At 72.5% G+C, this 18,789-nt stretch carries 15 protein-coding genes; 7 read left to right on the top strand and 8 right to left on the bottom strand.

Translation table 11 applies throughout. The features are described from left to right. Positions 1-13 precede the first annotated feature (13 nt). Positions 14-1,009, top strand: a complete 996-nt coding sequence (locus tag AB0I21_RS07425) for a stage II sporulation protein M (RefSeq protein WP_360559548.1) — start codon at positions 14-16, stop codon at positions 1,007-1,009. Here the strand turns inward: AB0I21_RS07425 and AB0I21_RS07420 are convergent. The 5 genes from AB0I21_RS07420 to AB0I21_RS07400 are packed head-to-tail and all read right to left on the bottom strand — an operon-like array spanning position 1,006 to position 6,147. After that, entirely contained in the window at positions 1,006-2,352 is a 1,347-nt protein-coding gene (locus tag AB0I21_RS07420; RefSeq protein WP_360559547.1) for a DUF58 domain-containing protein, read from the bottom strand. The two genes, AB0I21_RS07425 and AB0I21_RS07420, sit on opposite strands and share 4 nt — an antisense overlap. 45 nt (positions 2,353-2,397) lie before the next feature. Further along, entirely contained in the window at positions 2,398-3,366 is a 969-nt protein-coding gene (locus AB0I21_RS07415; protein WP_354890946.1) for a MoxR family ATPase, read from the bottom strand. A 44-nt stretch (positions 3,367-3,410) separates the two neighbouring features. Continuing rightward, positions 3,411-4,754 (bottom strand): DUF4350 domain-containing protein, encoded by a 1,344-nt coding sequence (locus AB0I21_RS07410; protein ID WP_360559546.1) that lies wholly within the window; start codon positions 4,752-4,754, stop codon positions 3,411-3,413. Further along, positions 4,751-5,302: a DUF4129 domain-containing protein gene (locus AB0I21_RS07405; RefSeq protein WP_360559545.1), complete on the bottom strand. Its 552-nt coding sequence runs from the start codon at positions 5,300-5,302 to the stop codon at positions 4,751-4,753. The genes AB0I21_RS07410 and AB0I21_RS07405 overlap by 4 nt, the downstream gene beginning before the upstream one ends. Continuing rightward, positions 5,299-6,147 (bottom strand): hypothetical protein, encoded by an 849-nt coding sequence (locus tag AB0I21_RS07400; RefSeq protein ID WP_360559544.1) that lies wholly within the window; start codon positions 6,145-6,147, stop codon positions 5,299-5,301. The genes AB0I21_RS07405 and AB0I21_RS07400 overlap by 4 nt, the downstream gene beginning before the upstream one ends. Before the next feature lie 120 nt (positions 6,148-6,267). On the opposite strand from AB0I21_RS07400, the gene mtrA reads away from it, so the two are divergent. From mtrA to raiA, 5 genes are all read left to right on the top strand, one after another. Continuing rightward, complete coding sequence (gene mtrA, locus AB0I21_RS07395) at positions 6,268-6,957, top strand: MtrAB system response regulator MtrA (RefSeq protein ID WP_033364613.1); 690 nt, start codon at positions 6,268-6,270, stop codon at positions 6,955-6,957. A gap of 86 nt (positions 6,958-7,043) precedes the next feature. After that, a complete protein-coding gene (gene mtrB / locus AB0I21_RS07390) occupies positions 7,044-8,642 on the top strand; it encodes an MtrAB system histidine kinase MtrB (protein ID WP_360559587.1) in 1,599 nt (532 codons plus the stop codon). Between the two features lie 29 nt (positions 8,643-8,671). Then, positions 8,672-10,540 carry an LpqB family beta-propeller domain-containing protein gene (locus tag AB0I21_RS07385; protein WP_360559543.1) on the top strand — a complete coding sequence of 623 codons (1,869 nt, stop codon included), beginning with the start codon at positions 8,672-8,674 and terminating at the stop codon, positions 10,538-10,540. A gap of 8 nt (positions 10,541-10,548) precedes the next feature. After that, positions 10,549-11,223, top strand: coding sequence for a phosphoribosyltransferase family protein (locus AB0I21_RS07380; protein WP_360559542.1), 675 nt, complete (start codon positions 10,549-10,551; stop codon positions 11,221-11,223). 329 nt (positions 11,224-11,552) lie between these two features. After that, positions 11,553-12,176, top strand: coding sequence for a ribosome-associated translation inhibitor RaiA (gene raiA / locus AB0I21_RS07375; protein ID WP_360559541.1), 624 nt, complete (start codon positions 11,553-11,555; stop codon positions 12,174-12,176). A 49-nt stretch (positions 12,177-12,225) separates the two neighbouring features. Here the strand turns inward: raiA and AB0I21_RS07370 are convergent, their stop codons facing one another. The 3 genes from AB0I21_RS07370 to AB0I21_RS07360 are packed head-to-tail and all read right to left on the bottom strand — an operon-like array spanning position 12,226 to position 15,549. After that, positions 12,226-13,311 carry a glycerophosphodiester phosphodiesterase gene (locus AB0I21_RS07370; protein ID WP_360559540.1) on the bottom strand — a complete coding sequence of 362 codons (1,086 nt, stop codon included), beginning with the start codon at positions 13,309-13,311 and terminating at the stop codon, positions 12,226-12,228. 40 nt (positions 13,312-13,351) lie between these two features. After that, positions 13,352-14,404, bottom strand: coding sequence for a GNAT family N-acetyltransferase (locus AB0I21_RS07365; RefSeq protein WP_360559539.1), 1,053 nt, complete (start codon positions 14,402-14,404; stop codon positions 13,352-13,354). Next, positions 14,401-15,549: a GNAT family N-acetyltransferase gene (locus tag AB0I21_RS07360; protein ID WP_360559538.1), complete on the bottom strand. Its 1,149-nt coding sequence runs from the start codon at positions 15,547-15,549 to the stop codon at positions 14,401-14,403. Before AB0I21_RS07360 ends, AB0I21_RS07365 begins: the two co-directional genes overlap by 4 nt. A 172-nt stretch (positions 15,550-15,721) precedes the next feature. Between AB0I21_RS07360 and secA the strand changes: the two genes are divergently transcribed. Then, entirely contained in the window at positions 15,722-18,628 is a 2,907-nt protein-coding gene (gene secA / locus AB0I21_RS07355) for a preprotein translocase subunit SecA (protein WP_360559537.1), read from the top strand. Positions 18,629-18,789: the final 161 nt, after the last annotated feature.

Below are 18,789 nucleotides of genomic sequence, written 5' to 3'. Positions count from 1 at the left end.
CTACGCTGCCGTCGTGGACCTGGACGCATACGTCGCCGAGCACTCCGCCGAGTGGCGGCGGCTGGACGAGCTGGCGCGCCGGCGGCGGGTGAGTGCCGCCGAGGCCGACGAGCTGGTCGCGCTCTACCAGCGGGCGGCGACGCACCTGTCCGCCGTGCGCAGCCGGTCGCCCGACCCGGCGCTCGTCGCCCACCTGTCCCGCCTCGTGCTGGCCGCCCGCAACGCGATCACGGGGGCGCCGGCGTTCTCGTGGCGGACCGTGGGGCGGTTCTTCACGGAGACGTTCCCGCTGGCGGTCTACCGGGCCTGGCCGTGGTGGTCGGCCGTGGCGACGGTGTTCAGTCTGGTCACGTTCGGGATCATGGCGTACGTGGTGGCCAACCCCGAGGTCGCCGACCTGTTCATGGACGACGCGACGATCACGAAGATGGTTCAGAGCGAGTTCGTCGGCTACTACAGCGAGTTCCAGGCGCAGAACTCGACGCTGCGCGTCTGGACCAACAACGCGGTGCTGACCGCGGAGTGCCTCGCCGGTGGCGTGCTGCTCCTGCCGGTGCTGATCGTGCTGTTCAACAACGCGTTGAACATCGGGCTGACCGGCGGCGTGATGATCACGTACGGGCGCGGTGACGTGTTCTTCGGCCTGATCATGCCGCACGGTCTGCTGGAGCTGACCGCCGTCTTCGTCGGCGCCGGGGTGGGGCTGCGGATCGGGTGGGCGTGGATCGTGCCCGGGCCGCTGCGGACCCGCGGCCGGGCGCTGGTGGCGGCGGCCCGGGAGGGGATGCTGGTCGCGCTCGGGCTCGTGGTGGTGCTGCTGGTCAGCGGCGTCCTGGAGGGCTTCCTGACGCCGTCCGCGCTGCCGATGCTGGTCAAAGACGCGATCGGCGCCGTCGTGTGGCTGGGGTTCCTGGCGTACGTCGTGATCCTCGGCCGGGCCGCGGAACTGCGTGGCGTGTCGACGGACCTCCCGGAGGAACTGAGCGAGGCCGCGGTCCCGGTGGCCTAGAGCCGGCCGCTGGTCTTCAGGGCGAGGTAGTGGTCGGTGACTCGGGACGCGAACACGTCGGCCGGGGCGTCGACCACCTCCACACCGTGGCGGCGCAGCGCGGCGCTGACCCGCTCCCGCTCGGCGAGGGTGCGCTGCGCCGCGGCGGCCGCGTAGACGTCGGCCGGGGTCGCGCCGGGCCGGACCTGGGCCATGCGACTCAGCTCCGGGTCGTGCACCGCGGCGACGACGACCCGGTGCTTCGCGGCCAGCTGCGGCAGGACCGGCAGCAGACCGTCGCCGAGCGCGCCCGGCTCCAGCGCGGTGAAGAGCACCACGAGGGCCCGCTTCCGCTCGCGCCGCAGCACCTCGCCGGCGACCAGGCCGAAGTCGGTCTCGACGAGCGCCGGCTGGAGCGGGGCCATCGCGGTGACGAGGCGCCACAGCAGCGTGCTCTTGTCGACGTTCGTCACCGAGGCGCGGACCGTGGTGTCGACGGCGAGCAGGTCGACCCGGTCGTCGGCGCGGGCGGCGACGGAGGCGAGCAGCAGCGCGGCGTCCATCGCCGCGTCGAGCCGGGGCTCGTCGCCGATCCGGGCCGCCGAGGTCCGGCCGGTGTCCAGGACGCAGACGAGCCGCCGGTCGCGCTCGGGCCGCCAGGTGCGGACCACCACGTCGGAGCGGCGGGCGCTGCCGCGCCAGTCGATCGAGCGGACGTCGTCGCCGACGACGTACTCGCGGAGGGTGTCGAACTCGGTGCCCTGGCCCCGCCCGCGGGTCACCACCGACCCGTCCAGGACCCGCAGCCTGGCGACCTTCTCGGGCAGGAACCGCCGGGACGCGAACGCCGGGTAGACGCGGAGCCGCCACGACGGGGTCATGGAGTCCGCGGTCCGGCGCGTCGTCTGGCGGTACATGAGCCGCAACGGCCCATGGGAGCGCAGGGTCACCCGGACGGCGGGCCGGTCGCCGCGGCGGGTCGGGGTCAGCGACGTCGTCAGCTTCACGGCCCGCCCCGGCTCGATCCGGACCTCCTGCTCGGCGGGGAACGCGCCGGCGGACGGCACCCACGCGTCGCGGACGCGCCCCACGAACGGCCGGTCGGCGCCGTTGCGGATGGTCAGCTCGACGCTGCCGGTGTCGCCGAGCCACAGCGACTGGTGCCCGGACCGGGACAGGGCCAGCGCGCGCGGCGGCACGGCGGCGAAGTAGTCCACGGCGCACGCGGCGGCGACGCCGGCGAGCAGGACCGCGGCGCCGAGCCACAGCCAGCCGCCGCCGACCGCGTCCCCGGCGGCGATGCCGGCCAGGGCGAGCAGGAGCGTGCCGGCGGCGACGAGCGCGGCCGGCCGCCAGGTGATCATGAAGCCGTCCCCGGGCGAAGACAGATGGTCACGCGGACACCGGTTTCATCGTGGGGCCGGCACGGTCGCGAGGACCGAGTCGAGCACCGCGTCGGCGGTGACGCCCTCCAGCTCCGCCTCGGCCCGCAGCCGCACCCGGTGCCGCAGCGTCGGCCGGGCGAGGGCCTTCACGTCGTCGGGGGTGACGTAGTCGCGGCCGGTCAGCCACGCCCACGCCTTCGCCGCGGCGAGCAGCGCCGTCGCGCCGCGCGGCGAGGCGCCGAGCTCCAGCGACGGCGACACGCGGGTCGCGCGGCAGAGGTCGACCACATACGCGAGGACCCCGTCGGCGACCGCGACCCGCTGCACCGCGGCGCGCCCGGCGGCGAGGTCGGCCGCGGTCGCGACGGCGGTCACCCCGGCGTCGCGCAGCCGTCGCGGGTCGAAGCCGTGGTGGTGCGCGCGCAGCACGCCGAGCTCCTCGTCGCGGGTCGGCAGCGGCACGGTCAGCTTCAGCAGGAACCGGTCGAGCTGCGCCTCCGGCAGCGGATAGGTGCCCTCGTACTCGATCGGGTTCTGCGTCGCGGCGACCAGGAACGGGTCCGGCAGCGGGCGGGCCCGGCCCTCCACCGACACCTGCCGCTCCTCCATGACCTCCAGCAGCGACGCCTGGGTCTTCGGCGGCGTCCGGTTGATCTCGTCGGCGAGCAGCAGGTTGGTGAAGACCGGCCCCTCCCGGAACTCGAACTCGGCGGTGCGGGCGTCGAAGATCAGCGAACCGGTGACGTCGCCGGGCATCAGGTCGGGGGTGAACTGGACCCGCTTGGTGTCCAGGTCCAGCGCCGCGGCGATGGTGCGCACGAGCAGCGTCTTCGCCACGCCGGGCACGCCCTCCAGCAGCACGTGCCCGCGGGCGAGCAGGGCGATCACCATGCCGGACACGACGGCGTCCTGGCCGACGACGACCTTGCCGACCTCGGCGCGCAGCCGGCCGAGGGCGGCGCGGGCCTCCTGCGGGTCCCCGACCGGCCCCACTGCCGGCTCTGGCGCCGGCTGTGCCAGCGGGATAGCGGTGTCGGTCACCGTCGTGCTCCTTCTGCGTGGGGTTGTTCGTTGATCACGGCCTCGGTGAGCATCTCCAGCTGGACGGCGGCGGCGACCAGCGCCTCGTCGTCCGCGGGCGGCAGGCCGAACAGCGTGTCGTCGACGACCTCGGGGGGCCAGCCGCTCCACGCGGCGACCGCGGCCACGAGCGTCGTGCGGTCGGTGCCGGGCTCCAGCCGCAGCAGCCGCGCCATCCGGGCCACGGCGGCCGCCCGCAGCGTCCGCAGCGACTCGTCGCGCGCCCGGGCCCGCTGGTACAGCCTGCCCCGGCCGGTGACCGTCTCGCCGGCGCGCACGAGCACCGGCAGCGGCTCCACCACCGGCCCGCCCATCCGGCGCGCCCTGGCCAGGGCGTACAGCAGGAGCGCGACGACGAGCAGCACGGCGACCACGTAGACCCACGCCGGGAAGGCCTCCCACAGCGGGTTGGCGGGTTCGCCGCGGCTGCCGGCCTGCGTCGCGCCGGGGTCCGGGCTGGGCGGCGCGCCCCTGGACCGGCTGGGGCCGGAGCTGGGCAGGTCCTGGTCGCGGGTCGGCGTGGCGCTCGGCTCGGCGCTGGCGGTCCGCGTCGCCGTCGGCACGGGAGGGGCGGGGTCCCGCACCGGCTCCGGCGGCGACTCGTGCCGGTGCAGGTCGACCCAGACGAGCCGCGGCCTGGTGGTCAGCAGGCTGGTGGCGAGCCTCGCGTTGCCGGCCTCGCCGATGCGGTCGTTGCGGAACGGGTCCGCGGAGCCGGCGATCGTCGTGGTGGTCCAGCCCCGGCTGAACACGATGAGCGAGTCGTCGTAGCAGCGGGCGAACTCCTCCTCGGCGGCCGGGTCGACGGGGCCGTAGCTGGTCCGGTGGATCCCCGCCGGGCCGGCGTCGGCCGCGGGCCGGTAGTCGCACCCCGGCGCGCTCACCGAGCCGGCGAGGGCCCGCCGGCCGGTGGTGAGCGGCATCTGCGCGCGCAGCAGGGTCTGCTTGCTGGGCTCGACGAGCACGACCCGGGTCGAGCCCGGCAGCAGCGCCATGCGCCGCAGGTACTCGGGGTGCACGAACTGCGGGGTGGTGAGCAGGATCGTCACGTCGCCGCGGTTCTCGGCCAGGAACGCGTCGGCGGTGCTGCCGACCCGGGCGATCGTGACCCCGGCCGCGCGGACGCGGTCGGCGAGGGTGCTCGCGCCGATGGCCGCCGTGCTGACCGGCGACAGGTAGGCGGCGTCGTCCTCGTCGGGCTGCTCCCACTGGTACAGCACCAGGCCGGTGATCACGACCAGCAGGGCGGCGACGGGTGGGACCACGACCCGCAGCCACCGCCGGGAGCGCGCCTTCTTCATGCGTCGACCTCCGCCGCGTATCGCCGCATCAGGGTGTCGTGCTCCTCGGTGGCGGGGATCTGCCCGTACCAGATGTCGGAGAAGATCCCGGTCGCGCCGCGCAGCGCCGGCTCGGCGGCCGGCACCACGGCGGACGCGGCACGGGCCACCTCGGTCACGGTCATGCCGGGCAGCACCTCGACGGCGCGCTTGTCGGCGAGCCCCCGCACGATCGCCCGGAGCCGCTCGCGGACCGCCTCGGCGTAGCGGCCCTCCGCGGCCAGCCGGTCGGCCAGGCTCAGGAACACCTTGGCCGGCAGGTCGGGCAGCGTGTCGCCGCTCGACGGCTCGGTGACCTCGACCTCCTCGGGCGCGGCCGTCTCCGGTTCCTCGGCGTCCTTCTTCCGCTTCCGCCGGCGCAGGCGCGGGAAGCGCTTCGGGACCCAGCGCGGGAAGAAGTAGTACAGGACGCCGCCGACGACCGACAGCAGCAGCAGGAGGAAGACCAGCAGCGGCAGCCCGATCGCCGCGGACAGCCGCTCGAGGAACTCGGCCCAGCCGCGGGTCATCGCTGCACCGCACCGGAGAGGGCGGCCTGGGCCAGGTCGACGGGGCGGCCGAGCCGGCGGGAGCGGCCGACCGCGACGTCGAGCCCCTCGACCCGCATCCGGCTCTCCAGGTACAGGACGGCGTCGACGCTGGCGAGCGCGGCGTAGACGACGGTGTTGGCCAGCACCCACACCGCCACCGTGACGATCTCGTAGACCAGCGCGTCGCTCGGCAGCACGGTGTCCAGCAGCGCGGCGGTGCCCAGGCCGATCGCCACCCGGATCGCGGCCCAGCCGCCGTAGCCGCCCAGCCGGATCGCCACGCCGCGCAGCCCGACCGGCGCCAGGTTCAGGGAGCGCACCAGCGCCGCGCCGGGCCCCACCCGGTCGACGACGAGCGCGGGCGCGGCCAGGCCGATCGCGCCGAAGAAGTAGAACCACGGCAGCGCCACGACCGCGCTCGGCAGCAGGATCAGGCCGACCGAGATGGCGAGGACGATCAGCGCCGGCGCCCGCCGCCCCCACGCGCGCAGCAGGTCGCGGGCCGGCGCGGGGGTCCCGAGCAGGGCCGGCCCGGCGGCCGCCCCGGTCAGCCCGCCGAGCAGCGCCAGCACGATGCCCTCCGTGGTCAGGCCGCAGCAGAAGACCAGCCACCAGATCCCGGTGTCGGCGTCGAAGACGTCCGTCGTGCCGTCCGCGCCGGCGACAGAGCGCAGCGGAAACAGCACGGCCTGCTCGCACACCGCCAGCACGAACGCGGCGACCAGGAACAACCGGGCATTGGCGCGCAGCAGCAGCACCCCCGCGTCGAGCAGCTCACCGAAGGTGAGCGGACGCAGTGGGATCACCGGGCTGTGCTGGTCCACGCGGACACCGTAGTCGGCAGGCGCGAACCCGGCGGCCCGCCCTGACCAGATGGCCGGAAACTGACCAAGATCGGGCATCGGGTTCCCATCTTCGGGCGTCGAGGTGAAATATTGGACCGCATGAGAGCCCGCGTCCTGGTGGTCGACGACGACCCCGCCCTTGCCGAGATGCTCGGCATCGTCCTGCGCAGCGAAGGCTTCCTCCCGTCCTTCGTCGCGGACGGCGAGCGTGCACTCGGTGCGTTCCGGGACAGTCGGCCCGACATCGTCCTGCTCGACCTGATGCTGCCGGGCATGAGCGGCATCGACGTGTGCCGGTCGATCCGCGCCGAGTCCGGCGTGCCGATCGTGATGCTCACCGCCAAGAGCGACACGGTCGACGTGGTGCTCGGGCTCGAGTCGGGCGCCGACGACTACGTGATGAAGCCGTTCAAGCCCAAGGAGCTGGTCGCGCGCATGCGGGCCCGGCTGCGCCGCGGCGAGGACGTCGCCCCCGAGCTGCTGACCATCGGCCCGCCCGGCAACCAGATCACCATCGACGTGCCGGCGCACACCGTCATGCGCGACGGTGAGGAGGTCAAGCTGACGCCGCTCGAGTTCGACCTGCTGGTGGCCCTGGCCCGCAAGCCGCGCCAGGTGTTCACCCGCGAGGTGCTGCTCGAGCAGGTCTGGGGCTACCGGCACGCCGCCGACACCCGTCTGGTCAACGTCCACGTCCAGCGGCTGCGCGCCAAGATCGAGCCCGACCCGGAGAAGCCGGAGATCATCCTCACCGTGCGCGGCGTCGGCTACAAGGCCGGCACAGGCTGAGGTCTGCCTTGGTGCGTATCGACCCGATCATCGTGCAGGTCCGCCGCTTCAGCCGCTTCCGGCCGAAGCGGCTGATCCCGCACGCCGTGAGCCGCCGCCTGCGCCGCTTCTACGCCGCCGCCCGCCGGCAGTGGCGCCGGTCGCTGCAGTTCCGCGTCGTCGGCATCACGCTGCTGCTCTCCGCGATCCTGGTGTCGGCGTTCGGCTACACGGTCGCCTCCCTGATCAGCCAGGGCGTGCTGCGCACCCAGGTCGACACCTCCGAGGACCAGATCCTGCGCGGCGCCCGGGAGGCGACCAAGCAGCTGGAGGGCTACACCCAGGCCGACGATCCGGGGCTGCCCGGGAAGATGCGGAGCGTGGCGTTGGACCTGGCCACCTCCATGGACAACCCCGATTCCGAGGTCGTCATCCTGCGGCAGGGCACGCCGGGGGCCGCGTCGCCGGACAACGGCACGGCCACGGTGATGCAGCAGAGCTCGATGCGCCAGCTCCGCGAGTCGGTCGTCAGCGGCCGCAAGCCCGGCACGTGGCAGCAGATCGAGACCCTCGACGTCGGGCGGGGGCCGACCCGCTTCCTGGTCATTGGCACCCCGATCATCACCGGCGGCCAGCCGTTGGAGCTGTACTACCTGCTGCCGCTGAAGGCCGAGAACGACCTGGTCGAGTTCGTCGCGCTGGTGGTCACGGCGACCGGCGTGGCGCTCGTCGCGCTGCTCGCCCTGATCGCGGCGACCATGACCCGGCTCGTGGTGAAGCCCGTGCGGGTCGCGGCCCGCACCGCGCAGCGGCTCTCCGCCGGCCTGCTCGACCAGCGCATGCAGGTCAAGGGCGAGGACGACCTGGCGCGGCTGGCCGCCGCGTTCAACCAGATGGCGGCCAACCTGCAGCGGCAGATCGTCCGGCTGGAGGAGATGTCGCGACTGCAGCGGCGCTTCACCTCCGACGTGTCGCACGAGCTGCGCACCCCGCTGACCACCGTGCGGATGGCGGCGGACCTGCTCTTCGCCTACCGCGACGACTTCGACCCGGCCGCCGCGCGCAGCGCGGAGCTGCTGCAGGCCGAGCTGGACCGGTTCGAGGACCTGCTCACCGACCTGCTGGAGATCAGCCGCTTCGACGCCGGGTTCGCCGCGCTGGACGCCGAGCCGACCGACCTCGCGCCGATCGTGCGCCGGGTCGCGGAGCGGCTCGAGCCGCTCGCCGAGCGCTGCAAAGTACCGTTGCGGGTCGAGGCGCCGGAGGACGGGGCGATCGCCGAGGTCGACCCGCGGCGCGTCGAGCGCGTGCTGCGCAACCTGCTGGGCAACGCCATCGAGCACGGTGAGGGCAAGCCGGTCGTGGTGACCCTGGCCATCGACGAGGCCGCGGTGGCGGTGACCGTGCGCGACCACGGGGTCGGGCTGAAGACCGGCGAGGAGAAGCTCGTGTTCAACCGCTTCTGGCGGGCCGACCCGTCCCGGGCGCGGCAGACCGGCGGCACCGGGCTCGGTCTGTCGATCAGCCTGGAGGACGCCCGGCTGCACGGCGGCTGGCTGGAGGCCTGGGGCGCGCCGGGCAAGGGCGCCCAGTTCCGCCTGACACTGCCGGTGCGCTCCGGCGACCGCCTCGTCTCCTCGCCGCTGCGCCTGGTGCCCGACGACGCCCGCGCCGACGAGGCCGCGCTGATCGGGGAGACGCCATGAGCGGGCCGGAGCGCAGCGGAGGTGTCGGCATGACCGCCCGGTTCCTGCGGCTCACCGCGGGCGTGGCCGTGGTCGCGCTGGTGCTCGGCGGGTGCGGGCTGCCCGACCGCACCGACCCGAGGTACGTGGGCCCCGCCGTCGAGCCGAGCCGCGTCCAGGACCGGGCCGACCCGCCCGAGAAGCCCGACGGCGCCACCAGCCTGTCCGACCTGGTCAACCGCTACCTGAAGACGTCGGTCGGCGGCAACATCACCAACTCGGACCAGCAGGACGCGGCGTCGGAGACCCAGACCCGCATGAAGACGTTCATGACCGAGCAGACCGCGGCGACCTGGAAGCCGACAGGAAACCTGACGGTCGTCGCGCAGGGGAAGAGCGAGATCGTCCAGGACGGCACCAGATCGACCTACAAGGTCGTTCTGACGCGCGTCGGTCAGCTCGACTCGTTCGGCCGGTTCACGGCCTGGCCCACCGACAGCGACCGGACGTTCCCCGCCGTGTTCGAGAGCGAGGAGGTCGGCGGACAGGTCCGGTTCTCCCAGGTGCCCCAGTACATGCTGCTGAGCACCGCAGGGCTCCAGGACCAGTACATCCGCCAGCCGATCTACTTCTGGGAGAAGGACGTCGAGAAGCCGAAGCTGGTGCCCGACCTGCGGTACATGCCGAAGGTGCTGCAGCCGTCGAAGCGGGTCGACGAGGTCGTGCGGTGGCTCGTCGAAGGGCCGTCGGCGTGGCTGACCCCGGCCGTCGACAGGCTGTCCGGCATCGAGACGAAGGGCAGCGCCACGGTCAACGCCGACCAGAGCGTGAACGTCAACCTGATCTCGAAGGTGGCCGGCAAGAGCCCCGACGACCTGCGCAAGCTGGCGAGCCAGATCCGCTGGTCGCTCATCCTGCACCCGCCCGTGTCGCTGTCCTTCGAGAACGCCAGGGACACCACGAACGACTCCGGCGGCTACCTCGGCGACAACTCCGCCGTTGTGCAGGGGGACCTGGACCAGGAGAGGTTCGCCATCGTCAACGAGTCGGTCCGGCAGCTCAGCACGGCGACCGACGGTCCCGCGCTGTTCGGCCCGAGCGAGTGGAACAAGGCGGTCGTCTCGGCGACGATCAACCGGGCGCGCACGAGGGCGGCGCTGGTCCGCAAGGTCGGTAACAAGGAGCAGCTCTTCGTCAACGCCGACACCCGGGTGCCCACGTACGTCGAGGTCCCCGGCATGACCGCCGCGACGCTGAGCCGGCCGGTGTGGATCGACCACCCGGCGCCGCGGTTCCTGATCGCCGACGGCGCCAGTCTGTGGGCGGTCACCCCGCCCGGCGCCGCGGGCGAGCCGCCCGTGCGGGTGGCGGTGCCCGGCCCCAACGACACGGAGCTGACCAACGTCTCGGCCTTCTCGGTGTCGCCCGACGGCCGGCGGGTCGCCCTGGTCATCGGTGGCAAGGAGACCAAGGTCGCGGCCCTGAAATTCGAGAACGGCAAGCTCACGCTCGGCGAGCAGCACGCGGTGCCCAACTCCCTCGGCGCGAACAGGGCCGTCGGCTGGCTTACCGAGACCTCGCTGGTGATCGGCGGCGAGCCGAACCCCGCCAACGGGCCGCCGGAGGCCAACTACTCGCTGGTGCGCACCAGCCTCGACGGCACCGGCGAGGAGCCCCTGCCGCGGAAGCCGGAGAAGCCCAGCGCCTTCCCAGTCACCGAGCTGTCGGCGCGCACCAACGACGCGGCCAAGTCGCTGGAGCTGGTGCTGGTCATGTTCCAGGACAAGGATCAGGCGCGGGGGGTGTACGCCACGTCCGTCGACCCGATCGAGGTGGATGCCCCCGGCGGCGGGACCCCCAGCCCGTCGGCGACCCAGACGCCGAAGCTGATCGCCAAGTCGCCCTTCTACGCGGACTGACGGGCGTCATGCTGCTCGCCGACCTGCTGGACCTGGTGCTGCCGGCCACCTGCGCCGGGTGCGACGGGCCCGCCACCGGGCCGCTGTGCGAGCCGTGCCGCGCGGCGCTCGCCGCCGTCCGGCCGGGGCGCACGCGGCCGGTGCCCGAGCCGCCGGGGCTGCCGCCGGCCTTCGCGCTGGCCGCGTATGCCGGCTCGCTGCGGCGGATGCTCATCCAGTACAAGGAGCGCAACCGCCACGAGCTGGCGCCGGTGCTCGGCGGGCTGCTCGCCAGGGTCGTCGCCGCGTCCGTGCCGGCCGGTGCCGGGCCGTTGACGCTGGTGCCCGTGCCGGCCACGAGCGCGGCGGCCAGGCGGCGCTTCGGCGACCACGTCGACCGGCTCGCGGTCGCCGCGGCCGCGACGCTGCGCCGGCGGGGCGCCGAGGTGCGGGTGGAAGGGCTCCTGCGGGCGCTGCCGAAGCGGGAGGACTCCACCGAGCTGTCGGCCACCGAGCGGGCCCGCGCGGCCGCGCAGGCCTTCGCGGTGCGGGGACGGGGCAGGCCGGCCGGCGGTGCCGTGATCCTCGTCGACGACATCATCACCACAGGGTCGACCCTTGCCGCATCCACGGCGCGGCTCGCCGCCGCGGGCGTCCGGGTCCACCGCGTGGCCGTTCTGGCCGCTACGCAGCGTGCCGCGTAGCTAACGCCCTTCGTCCCGGTTTGAGCGGAACGTTACTTCGTGCGCCACTCGGGGTAATCCGCGAGGAGGGATTCAGAAGTTGATCGGAGAGTTCTTGTGAACCGGGGGTGACTAGCGGCTGTCCTCGGTTTAACGTCGAGAGACGACCTGACCGAAGACCTTGCCGGCGTTCGCGAAGCGCCGGTTCGGAAGGGAGGACTCTGCCCCATCCGTTTCGGTCGCGTGCCGCGAAGGCTCAGCCTCTGGGGAGGCGCGATCCGGCCGAGCAGTCCGGACAACAACCGAACCCAAACCCGTTTCTTTAGCTAGACCCGTGGGGGAGGCCAGGAGTGGACATCGTCGTCAAGGGCCGCAACGTCGAGGTGCCCGACCATTACCGGCAGCACGTCGCAGACAAGCTGCAGAAGGTCGAGCGATACGACCACAAGCTCATCCGCGTCGACGTCGAGTTGTTTCACGAGCGCAATCCGCGCCAATCCGATCACTGCCAGCGTGTGGAGATCACGTGTGTCTCCAGAGGGCCGGTGATCCGGGCGGAGGCCTGCGCCGCCGACTTCTACAGTGCGCTGGACGCCGCCATCGCCAAGCTGGACAGCCGGCTGAGTCGGGCCGCCGACCGCCGGCGCGTCCACCGGGGGCGGCACGCGCCGGTCTCCGTCGCCGCGGCGACCGCGTCGCTGGCGTTCACACAACCTGAGCGCGCGAGCGTCGCCACACTCGCCGACGTCGAGGCCGAGTCCTTCGACCTGATCGACGAGCAGGACGACCAGCCGTGGCACATCGTCCGGGAGAAGGAACACCCGGGCGAGCCGATGACCGTGGACGACGCGCTGTTCCACATGGAGCTGCTCGGCCACGACTTCTACCTGTTCAACGACAAGGAGTCGGGCCGGCCCAGCGTCGTCTACCGCCGCAAGGCGTATGACTACGGGGTCATGAGCCTCGGCACCTGAGCCGTTTGTCGCCGGACGGCGGGCCGGTGCGAACCGGCCCGCCGTCCGCTCACAGGTCGCGGGCCAGGACCGCGGTGTCGGGGTAGTCGGCGAAGACGCCGTCGAGCCCGGCCGCCAGGAAGGTCCTGATCTCGCCGATCACGTCGCCCCACGCGTTGGGGTCGGTGCCCTTGCGCAGGTTGAGCGGCAGGAACTGGTTCTCGTTGCGGAACGTCCAGGAGTGCACCTTCAGGCCGCGCGCGTGGGCGTCGCCGATCAGCGCCGTCGGCTGCAGCAGATTGCCGGCCGCGTCCCGCGCGATGACCAGGTTCTTCGTCGCGCCCACGCCGTTGGTGAAGGTCTTGAGCCAGTCCAGGCCGGCCGGCTTGGCGAGGTCCGCCCACGTGCGCGGGTCGCCGCTGCTGCGGAAGTCGAAGGGCGAGCCGACCGCGTCGAGCAGCACCACCGACGGCGTGTCCACCAGGCCGCGCAGCTTCTTGATGCTGGTCGGCTCGAAGGACTGCAGGAAGACGTTCGCGTTGCGGCCGGCCAGCCCGTTGCGCTTGAGGATCCGGGCGAGCAGCGGCTCCAGCGCGAGCCCGACGGACGCGAAGTACGTGGGGTGCTTCGTCTCCGGGTAGATGCCCACGCCGGCGGAGCGGGCGAGGTCGATGACCTCCTGCAGGGTCGGGATCTCGAAGAGCCCGTCGTAGATCGTGTTGTGCGGGCGGACCGCGGGCAGCCGCTCGACCGCGCGCAGCGTCTTGAGCTCGGCGAGGGTGAAGTCCTCGGTGAACCAGCCGGTGACGCTGACCCCGTCGATGGTCTTCGTGGTCCGCCGGCCCGCGAACTGCGGCTTCGACGCCACATCGGTGGTCCCCGAGATCTCGTTCTCGTGCCGGGCGACGAGCTGGCCGTCCTTGGTGGGCACGAGGTCGGGCTCGATGAAGTCCGCGCCCATCGCGATCGCCAGGCGGTACGCCGCCAGGGTGTGCTCGGGCCGGTGGCCGCTGGCCCCGCGGTGCCCGATGACGAGCGGCCGGGCCGGCCGCGGCTTCGTGGTGTGGGCGGAGGCCGCGGGGCTGACGAGGGCCTGTGGAAGGACCGCCGCCCCGGCGGCCACCGAGATGCCGGAGATCACTGCACGTCGACGCATGCCCAGACTGTCTCGGGCACACGGCAACGCCGCATGACGCCTAGGTTGCCGCCGGGCGCAGCTTGGCGAACTGGATGTTGTCGATCCGGGTGCCGTCCGGGCCGGGCAGCCGGCTGCGCTGCAGGCCCTCGCGGTGATACCCGGCCGCCTCCAGGACCCGCTGCGACGCGACGTTGTCCGGGGCGGTGCCGGCGGTCATTCTCGCCATCCCGATCTCGAAGCCCCACGCGGTGACCAGCCGGGCGGCGCGGGCGGCGTACCCCTTGCCGCGCGCCTCCGGGGTGAGGCTGTAGCCGATCATCGCCTCGCGCAGGAGCGGCTCGAAGTAGAACAGCGCGATCTCGCCGAGGTAGGTGCCGCCGGCGGCGTCCCGGATGGTCATCTCCGCCCGCTGGCCGGCCAGCCACTTCGACACCGACTCGGCGCATTGACGGGTCACGACGGCCGGGTCCATCGGGGTGCCGACGACCGACCTGCCGCTGACGTCCGGGCGGCTGCGCATCTGGTACGTGCTGGGCCCGTCCTCCTCGCTGATCGGGCGCAACGCGACGACGCCGTCGGTCAGCACGCCACCGGGCAGGTCCGGCAGGGCGCGGGCGCTGGGGCCGGGCGGGTCGCCGGCGGTCCTGGCCCACACGACCATGTCCTGCCAGGTGCCGTCCACGGCCTGCGAGGCGGCCCGGGCGATGCCCTCCCGGACGTACCCGCCGGCGACGGCGACCCGCTGGCTGGCGCCGTTGGTCAGCGCCGTCACCAGGTACAGCCGCTGCAGCCCCTGCGCGAACAGCCCGGCGCTGAACTGCTCCAGCGCCGCCGACGCCACCCCCTGCCGGCGGGCCCACGGCGCGACCCAGTAGCCGACCTCCACGGTGCCGGTGCCGCGTGGCGTCGACCCGATCGCGCCGAGCACCCGGTCCGTCGCCGCGTCGACGATCGCCGGGTCCTCGGGCTTCTGCCGGAAGAACGCCAGGGCGTCGTCGCGGGTGTACGGCTGGGGCAGGAACGGCAGGTAGTGCGCGATGGCGGGGTCGCCGCACGCCTCGGCGACCGCGTCGGCATCCTCGTCCCGGAACGGCCTGAGCGCGACGGTCATTTCAGGTCCCGCTTGAGCAGGGTCGCCACCCAGCCGTCGACCCGCGTGCCGCGCTGCTCGCAGCTGTCCCGCTGGACGCCCTCGATCACGAATCCCACCTTCTCCGCCACCCTCCTCGATCCGATGTTGCCCACGTGCGCGCGCCAGACGATCCGGCCCAGGCCGAGCCGGTCGAACCCGAAGCCGCAGATCGCGCGCGCCGCCTCGGTCATGAAGCCCTTGCCCCGCATCCACGGCGCGGAGGAGAAGCCCAGCTCCGCGCTGACCGGGTCCATCGGGTTGATCCGCAGGTCGATGGTGCCGGCGAACCGGTCGTCGGGGTCCGCGACCACGAACCCCACCCCCGTGCCCTGCAGCCAGCCGTTCGGGTACCGGTGGTGGATGAAGTCCATGGCATGCTCCGGGCCGTAGTCCAGGGGGACCGACGTCCACTGGACGGTCTCCGGGTCGCGGAACGTCATCACCAGGTCGTCCAGGTCGCCGTCGCGGGCCAGCCGCAGCGTGCCCGGCCCGGCCGGCAGGCGGACCGGCGGGGCGCAGAACGTGTGGGCGCGCAGCGCGCCCGGGCCGCCCGGAGCGACCCACGCGGGGGGTGTGTCGCAGACCTCGCCGGGCAGCATCACCCCGTGCCAGCCGTCGACGAACCCGCCCTCCTTCGCCGGCAGCAGCGCCCGCACGACGCCGTCGAACGTGAAGCCGATCCGCTCGGCGGTGAGCTTCGACGCGTGGTTGCCGACCTCGGCGCGCCAGACGAGCTTCGTGAGCCCCAGCACCTCGAACGCCCAGTGCGCGACGGCCCGGCCGGCCCGCTCCGCGACCCGCCGCCCGCGCGCCCAGGGCGCCACCCAGGTGCCGAGCTCGCCCTGCCGGTTGCGCAGGTCGAGGGTGACCAGGCCGGCGGAGGCGAGCAGTTCACCCGTGCGGGCGTCGAACACCCCGAGCGGCGCCGACGTCTCGGTGACCCACGCGGCCCGTGACATCTCCCGCACGTAGGCGGCGGCCTGTTCCCGCAGGTAAGGCACAGGCACCATGGTCCAGCGCTGAATCAGGGGATCCTGGCAGGCGAGGAAGACGTCCTCGGCGTCGTCCTCATGCCAGGCGCGCAGGACGAGCCCGTCGCCGGTGGTCAGTTCGATCGGCTCCATGACCGCCGATCCTGCCCCAAATGTGCCCGCTGTCGGCGGATATTTCTCCGGTACATCGAAGCGATTTGTACGGCTTTGTCCATCAGTGTCCGTAGAGTGGGTGGGCGGGGGCGGCAGTTCGGGCAAGAAGCCGCCTACGATGGGTCGCAGACGTTTAAGGGAGCGCTGACCCGTGTCGATTTTCGAGAAGATCCTCCGCGCCGGCGAAGGTCGCCAGGTGCGGCGGTTGAAGGCTGTCGCAGATGCCGTCAACTCGCTGGAGGAGGAGTACACCGACCTCTCCGACGAAGAGCTGGCCGACATGACGAACCAGTTCAAGGAACGGCTCGCCGACGGTCAGACGCTGGACGACATCCTGCCTGAGGCGTTCGCGGTCGCCCGCGAGGCCGCCTCCCGGGTGCTCGGTCAGCGACACTACGACGTGCAGGTCATGGGCGGCGCCGCCCTGCACTACGGCAACATCGCCGAGATGAAGACCGGTGAGGGCAAGACCCTCACCTGCGTGCTCCCCGCATATCTCAACGCGCTCTCGGGCAAGGGCGTGCACGTCATCACGACCAACGACTACCTCGCCCAGCGCGACGCCGAGTGGATGGGGCGCGTGCACCGGTTCCTCGGCCTCACCGTCGGCACCGTGCTGCCCAACCAGCCGTCGTCGGCGCACCGGGCCGCGTATGACTGCGACATCACGTATGGCACCAACAACGAGTTCGGCTTCGACTACTTGCGCGACAACATGGCGTGGTCGCGCGACGAACTCGTGCAGCGTGGCCACAACTTCGCGATCGTCGACGAGGTCGACTCGATCCTGATCGACGAGGCCCGCACCCCGCTGATCATCGCCGGCCCGGCCGAGCAGTCCGCCCGGTGGTATCAGGAGTTCGCCCGCGTCGTCGGCCGCCTGAAGCGCGGCAAGGACGGCGACGGCGACTACGAGGTCGACGAGTCCAAGCGCACGATCTCCGTCACCGAGCGCGGCGTCGGCAAGGTCGAGGACCAGCTCGGCATCGACAACCTCTACGAGTCGGTCAACACCCCGCTGGTCGGCTACCTGAACAACGCCATCAAGGCCAAGGAGCTCTACAAGCGCGACAAGGACTACGTCGTCAACGACGGCGAGGTCCTCATCGTCGACGAGTTCACCGGCCGCATCCTGCACGGCCGCCGCTACAACGAGGGCATGCACCAGGCCATCGAGGCCAAAGAGGGCGTCGAGATCAAGCAGGAGAACCAGACGCTCGCGTCGATCACCCTGCAGAACTTCTTCCGCCTGTACTCGAAGCTGTCGGGCATGACGGGCACCGCCCAGACCGAGGCCGCCGAGTTCAACAAGGTCTACGGCGTCGGCGTCATCAGCATCCCGACCCACCGCTCCATGGTCCGCGTCGACCACCCCGACGTGATCTACAAGACGGAGAAGGCGAAGTACAACGCCGTCGTCGACGACATCGTCGAGCGGCACGCCCTCGGCCAGCCGATCCTCGTCGGCACCGTCTCCGTCGAGAAGTCCGAGCTGCTGTCGCAGCTGCTGCGCAAGCGTGGCGTTGCGCACTCCGTCCTCAACGCGAAGTTCCACTCCAAAGAGGCCGAGATCATCGCGCAGGCCGGCCGCAAGGGCGCCGTCACCGTCGCCACCAACATGGCCGGCCGTGGCACCGACATCCTCCTCGGCGGCAACGCCGAATACCTCGCCGCCGCCGAGCTGCGCCAGCGCGGCCTCGACGAGGTGGAGGGCCCGGACGAGTACTCGGCCGCCTTCGAGGACGCCCTCCTGCGCTGGGAGAAGCTCGTCGAGGACGAGTCCGACGAGGTCACCGACGCCGGCGGCCTGTACGTCCTGGGCACCGAGCGGCACGAGTCCCGCCGCATCGACAACCAGCTCCGCGGCCGCTCCGGCCGTCAGGGCGACCCCGGCGAGTCCCGCTTCTACCTGTCCCTGCAGGACGAGCTGATGCGCCGCTTCCGGGCGAGCGCCGTCGAGGCGGTCATGGACCGCTTCAACATCCCCGAGGACGTGCCCATCGAGTCCAAGATGGTCACCCGCCAGATCAAGAGCGCGCAGACCCAGATCGAGGCGCAGAACGCCGAGATCCGCAAGAACGTCCTCAAGTACGACGAGGTCCTCAACAAGCAGCGCAAGGTCATCTACGCCGAGCGCAAGCGCGTCCTGGACGGCGAGGACCTCAGCGAGCAGGTCCGCAACATGATCGACGGGGTCGTCGGCGACTACGTCACCTCCGCCACCTCCCTCGGCGAGACGGCCGAGGACTGGGACCTCGAGCAGCTGTGGACGAACCTCAAGCAGCTCTACCCGGTCGGCGTCACCATCGAGGACCTGGAGGAGGAGGCCGGCGGCTCGCTGGACCCCGAGTTCCTCAAGAACCAGCTCATCGACGACGCCCACGCCGCCTACGACCGCCGCGAGGAGGAGCTCGGCGCCGAGGCCGTCCGCGAGCTGGAGCGCCAGGTCCTGCTCAACGTCATCGACCGCAAGTGGCGTGAGCACCTCTACGAGATGGACTACCTGCAGGAAGGCATCACCCTTCGGGCCTACGCGCAGCGCGACCCCGTGGTCGAGTACCAGCGCGAAGGCTTCGACATGTTCCAGCAGATGCAGGAAGGCATCAAGGAAGAGGCCGTCGGTTTCCTCTTCAACCTGGAGGTCCAGGTCGAGGAGGCTCCGGCCCCGGTGCTGGACGTGGCCGCGGCCGCCGAGACCGGCGCCAACGTCCCGCTGCCCGAGCCGCACGTCGAGATCCGCGCCAAGGGCCTCGGCGGCAACCGCATGCCGCGCGCGCTGCAGTACTCCGCCCCGACCATCGACGGCGAGGCGGGCGTGCACATCGAGCAGCAGGAGGACGCGCCCGCCCTCGGCCTGGGCAGCGGCACCACCCGCCCGGCCCCGTCGTCGTCGCCGTCTCCCGGCGTGCGCCGCTCGGGCCCGGCCGCGCCGTCGGCGGCCCGCAAGCCTTCCCCCGGCCAGGCGGTCGCCAGCAACGGCCCCTCCCGCAACGCCCCCTGCCCCTGCGGCTCCGGCAAGAAGTACAAGCGCTGCCACGGCGCCCCCGGCGGCGCCTGACCCGCGCCGCCTGCCAGCCCCACCGGACGCCCGCCGCGCTGCTGATGCACTTCCGCAGCCCGGCGGGCGTCCGCATGTCTGCACCTGGACCCGCGCCCGCCGCAGCTGATGAGTGGCGTCCGGTGCGCTCCGCCGCTGCTCAAGACGAGCGCCGGGGCCCT

The sequence above is a fragment of the Dactylosporangium sp. NPDC050588 genome, from assembly GCF_040654975.1.
Lineage (GTDB): Bacteria > Actinomycetota > Actinomycetes > Mycobacteriales > Micromonosporaceae > Dactylosporangium > Dactylosporangium maewongense.
Note: the sequence above shows the minus strand (reverse complement) of the source record. Positions and strands in the feature narration are given on the sequence as shown.